The 4675-nt window shown below is 64.6% G+C and carries 5 protein-coding genes; 1 reads left to right on the top strand and 4 read right to left on the bottom strand.

Annotated features, from left to right (window positions below):
* Window positions 1-80: 80 nt before the first annotated feature.
* Together C9E82_RS23475 and C9E82_RS24730 are read right to left on the bottom strand one after the other, a co-directional pair.
* Window positions 81-584, bottom strand: coding sequence for a DUF4123 domain-containing protein (locus tag C9E82_RS23475; RefSeq protein WP_276312143.1), 504 nt, complete (start codon window positions 582-584; stop codon window positions 81-83).
* On the bottom strand, window positions 503-769 hold the full coding sequence (locus C9E82_RS24730; protein ID WP_170162190.1) for a DUF4123 domain-containing protein: 267 nt from the start codon (window positions 767-769) through the stop codon (window positions 503-505). The genes C9E82_RS23475 and C9E82_RS24730 overlap by 82 nt, the downstream gene beginning before the upstream one ends.
* Window positions 770-1123: 354 nt before the next feature.
* On the opposite strand from C9E82_RS24730, the gene C9E82_RS25200 reads away from it, so the two are divergent.
* Window positions 1124-1615, top strand: a complete 492-nt coding sequence (locus tag C9E82_RS25200) for a cupin domain-containing protein (protein ID WP_244936072.1) — start codon at window positions 1124-1126, stop codon at window positions 1613-1615.
* 73 nt (window positions 1616-1688) lie between these two features.
* On the opposite strand, the gene C9E82_RS23490 is transcribed toward C9E82_RS25200, so the two are convergent.
* Both C9E82_RS23490 and C9E82_RS23495 read right to left on the bottom strand, forming a co-directional pair.
* Complete coding sequence (locus tag C9E82_RS23490) at window positions 1689-3080, bottom strand: MFS transporter (RefSeq protein WP_205962253.1); 1392 nt, start codon at window positions 3078-3080, stop codon at window positions 1689-1691.
* A 392-nt stretch (window positions 3081-3472) separates the two neighbouring features.
* Window positions 3473-4402: a LysR family transcriptional regulator gene (locus tag C9E82_RS23495; protein WP_119901108.1), complete on the bottom strand. Its 930-nt coding sequence runs from the start codon at window positions 4400-4402 to the stop codon at window positions 3473-3475.
* Window positions 4403-4675: the final 273 nt, after the last annotated feature.

Below are 4675 nucleotides of genomic sequence, written 5' to 3' on the forward strand. Positions count from 1 at the left end.
GACTTGGCCGGCAATTTTGTATTGGAGGATTTGGGCTTCATCTTCGTTCCTTCGTCACTACGACGAAGCCCAAATCCTCCTTAAATCACAACCTCAAATCTGTGCCATGGGCGCTGACGGGGGACAGCATCCATCGTCGCCAGCCGCAAGGCATGGTGATCCTCTGGCTGCAGAACGAACGGACTGGGCGGTTTTCGTCCGTGCGCCTCTTCGGGAAGCGACCAGATCAGGAAACTGTCCGGATCCGCACCGCGCATCATCATCGGACCGGCCGCCAAAAGCCGCATTCTTGTATAGGGCGATCCGTATGTCAGCAGAGATCGGGCGAAAAGCGGATTCCAGAACCGCAAGAACACCCAGCGACCGCCCTTGTCCGGCACCTGGGTGAGCTTGCGAAGCTGATGCCGCACATCGTCGAGCGACATGTCCGAGCGGATGAACACCGCTGCCCCTGCATCCCATAGCGACTGGTTGGGTCGGCCGCGGGTGAACAGGCTGCGGGTCAGTTCATCATCTTCCCCAGCGATACCAGCCAGGGAGCGACGGCACCAAGCTGCCCCGAGGCCGCACCGTCGAACAGGCAACTGCCGGGCAGGCCGCTTCTCGCCAGGCGGACCTCCAGATCGGGGAGCAATGCTGCATCGACAAGCGCATAGCCCTGCAAGCCGTCCGCACCCAGCACGTGTTCGTGCAGCACGTCCGGGACCGATTTGCGCGGCCATTGACCGAATTGAGCATCCAAGGGTGCAACCCCCTCGAGCAACGTCATTACCGGCGCTGAATTCGCTGGGGATTCCTCATCCGGGCTGGATCGGAGAAGCCAGGGATCGCCGTTGTCTATAAGCATGGTCGGAAGCAAATTCGCGCAGTAGTTGAATAAATCTTTCTTGAATGCCGTGACACTACACGGCCTTCGACGTCGCAGGCAAGCATCGAGGCCTTTGCCTCTCGCCCCAGACGATGCTGCGCAACATGAAACGCATCCGTGTCCAGCTCGCCATCGCCATCGCCATGGCTGTATGCAGTTGCCTGCTCGCACCTGCATCAGGGCTGTACGCGCTCAGTACGCTGTTGCTTGCTAGTGAACCTGAGCGATATCGACCCGGTCAACAGCCATGACGTAATGGTGGTCAAGGTCGAGGGGGAATTCAGCTGGCATTCCCATCCCGACACCGATGACTTCTTCCTCGTCCCTCAAGGCAAGATCGAGATCCGGCTGCGCGACCGGGTGGTCGAGTTGAAAGCCGGGAAAATCTTCTTTGTCCCGAAAGGCGTCGAGCATTGCCCGGTCGCCCGCAGGGAAGCCCATCTGCTGCTGATCGAGCCGACCGGCACACCCAATACCAGCGATGCCGCCACGGCCGCCGGGCGCAAGCTTATCGGACCGGGGGCGGCGCATGGCGTTGCCGCACCACTTCCAGCCAGCGTTCGGCCCACCACGGCGATCTCGTCCGCGCTGAAGCCCTCGCAAAGCGCGCGGGCAAGCGCGGACATCGGCACCCCGACCTCGGTCGGCAGCGCCAACAGGAAGCCGATCCGCGAGAGGGTCGGCCCGCCTGATCCCTCGCGCTCGATCGCCACCTCCAGCCGGCGTTGCGCCGTGGTCAGAAGATAGACCAGCCGGCACGGTCAGGGCGGCAAGTCCCTGTCATTCGCGCAATGTGGGCTTGGTGTTCGCGCCTGCCCGGTCATGGCTGAACCTCTTCCCGAGCGGGTTGCCGCCCGGTCCCGACCCTGTCCGCGAAGGTCGCGCGCGCCAGCAGGACGGCGGCGACCGAGACCAATGCCATCGCGACCGCCACGCTCGTCCAGCCAAGACTTGCGGCCAGCGCGCCACCGACGGCCGGGCCGACCAGCATCCCGACATTGTTGCCCTGCATGGCAAGGCCCATGGTCGCGCCCACCAGTTCGAGGCGCGGCGCGAAGCGCGGCACGCTGTCGATGAGGGCGACCGGGATCAGGCCGGCCATGAACGCGAACAGCACCGCGAACAGCGCGATGGCGATCCAGGACAGATCGGCGGCCAACACGCCGAAGCCGAACAGTGTCACCCCGAGGAAGCCCGCCGCCAGCACATGCAACGGCTTGCGGCCCGAGGCAAGCAGGAAGCCGGCAGCGAGATTGCCGATCCCGCTTGCCGCCACGGCGATACCCGAGACCGTGCTGGCCAGTTCCTGGCCCAGCCCGAACCGCCCGGTGAGCAACGAAGGCATAAAGCCGAAGACCACGAAGAAGGCGGCCGAGAAGGCGGCGAAGATCGTGGCGAGCGCCCATGGTCCGGGCGCAGCAATCGCCTGCCGCAACTGTGCGCCGATGCGCTGGCCTTCGGTGGTTGCGGCAGGCGGCGCCGATATGGCGAAGACGAAGAACGCCGCATAGGCGAACAGGACCGCTGCGTTGAGCAGCCAGAAGCCGCGCCAGCCGAGCAGGGTCAGCAGCGGCGCGGCCAGCATCACCGTGGTCATGCCGACCGGCATCACCGTGGCCCAGACCGCGATGGCGCGGTCCTGTATCCCCTGGGCGACCGTGGAGAAGATCATCGCCGGTCCGGCGACGAGAACCGCCATGAAGCCCAGACCCTCGACGACGCGCGAGACCATCAGCAGCTCGACGCCTGGCGACACGCCACCGAGCCCCGCGCCAAGCGCCTGAAGCGCCAGCCCGCCCACGACCATGCGTTTCGTCCCGATCCGGTCGGCAGCAAGCCCGACCGGCGCCCCGACGAGAGCGCCGATGATCGCGAAGGCCGAGAGCAACCAGGAGACGACGAGAAGGCTCAGGCCCAGATCGAGCTGGACGGCGCCAAGCGCCATCGGCGCCTTGCCGATCTGGAAGGCGGAGACCACGCCCGCACCTGCGATGATGAAGACCGCGCTCCATCCCGCTTCGCGGGGCGGGGTCGCGTCAGATTGATGCGTTGCGGACATTGTCGTGCGCTCCGTCTGTTCGTTCTGTGATTTTGTTGTCGGGAGGAGGCACGGACCGGCATGACCCGATGCGGAGCGACGCTTCCTCCGGTCTGTGCGGCAACCGTGTCGGGCGCGGCCTTGCGCGCGCTGCGCAGCGCCTCGGCCCGCCATTGGAACTGATGCAGCATCGTGCGCGCTGCAGATGCGCAACCGGTCGGATTACGGGGCTGGCCGTCCTCCTTGAACTGGTCCAGGCATTCTGGAAGCCGACCGTATCGCGCAGGGTGACGGCGTGAAGCTCTGGCACGATCATCACGAATGCATCGGCCATATCGACCGCGCGGTATGAGCCTTGAGGTCGATGCACGAGACGTCGCGGCCCGGCTCTGGCGGATCGTATTCCATCCGCAAGCCTGTCTGTCCCGCCTTCGGTCCCGTGGTCATCAGAGCCTCCATCGAACGCGATGTCCGTGTCGGAGGGTGATGCCACAGCTTCTCGATCTACGGGACTGGCAAAAGATGGATCAACATGATCTATCTGATTGGATAGTTGCCCGAGCCGCTCACATCAGCCCAGTCGTGTTGTCACGGTCGTCGAGCCACAGGGCCGCCAGCAGCGCCGCGCGGAAGGCCGCGCCCGCGGGACCGAGGGGCCGGTCAACGCGATGGGCAAGGTAGGTCTGCACGGTGGTTTCGCCGCCCTCGGCGAAGGCGGCGATCGGAAGGCGGACCAGCTCGCCCTCGCAGAGTTCGCGCTCGATCATCCAGAGCGGCAGGCTGCCCCAGCCGATCCCCGACAGGATCAGCGTCTTCTTGGTGATGTTGTCCGCTACCCGCCAGCGCGACGGCGATACCACCCCATAGTCGCGCTGACCCGTAAGCGCCGAGAGGTCTTCGCCGACGACCTGGACATGATCGGCGAGCATGGTCGTGGTGAGCGGTCTGTCCGCCTGTGCGAGCGGGTGGCTTGCCGCTGCAACGGCGGCTCGCCTGACCGTCATCAGCGTTTCCAGCTCGATCGCCGGGTTGATGAGGTCGGTGCCGCAGATCGCGAGAGCGCATTCGCCGTCCAGCAGCGCCTCGAACGATGCCCCCAGGGGCGTCGAGAGGATACGGAAAGCAACCGAGGGATAGCTTTCGCAAAGCGCGCCAAGCGCACGCCCCAGGACGGGCAAGGGGAATTGCGGATCAAGCGCCACGGTGATCTCCAGTTCCACGCCCCGACCCAGACCGCGTGCCCGCGCGCGCACGGCATCGACCTTGATCAGCAGCGCCCTGACATCGGCCAGTAGCGACGCTCCGGCGGGGGTAAGCTGCGGCCTGTGACCGGAACGATCGAACAGTTCCACCTCAAGCTGCGCCTCCAGATTGCCGATGGCATGGCTGATCGCCGATTGCACCCGCGACAGCCGCAGCGCCGCCGCGCGAAAGCTGCCGGTCTCGGCCACCATCACGAAGACGCGCATCTGGTCCAGCGTCAGCCCGTCCAGCATGTTCGATTCCTTCGATCGTTTCCTGCAGGTTTATAGCAGTTCCCTGGACGGGGCCCACAACCCATATGGGCTTCCTACGCCTGCAGCCGCACATAGGGAGTTCTGGATGAATGCCAATCCAATAAAACCCGGCGAAATGATCCTGTTTGTCCCCCGTCAGCGCCCATGGCACAGATTTGAGGTTGTGATTTAAGGAGGATTTGGGCTTCGTCGTAGTGACGAAGGAACGAAGATGAAGCCCAAATCCTCCAATACAAAATTGCCGGCCAAGTC

It is taken from the genome of Paracoccus sigandri, assembly GCF_003709565.1.
GTDB classification, from domain to species: domain Bacteria; phylum Pseudomonadota; class Alphaproteobacteria; order Rhodobacterales; family Rhodobacteraceae; genus Paracoccus; species Paracoccus siganidrum.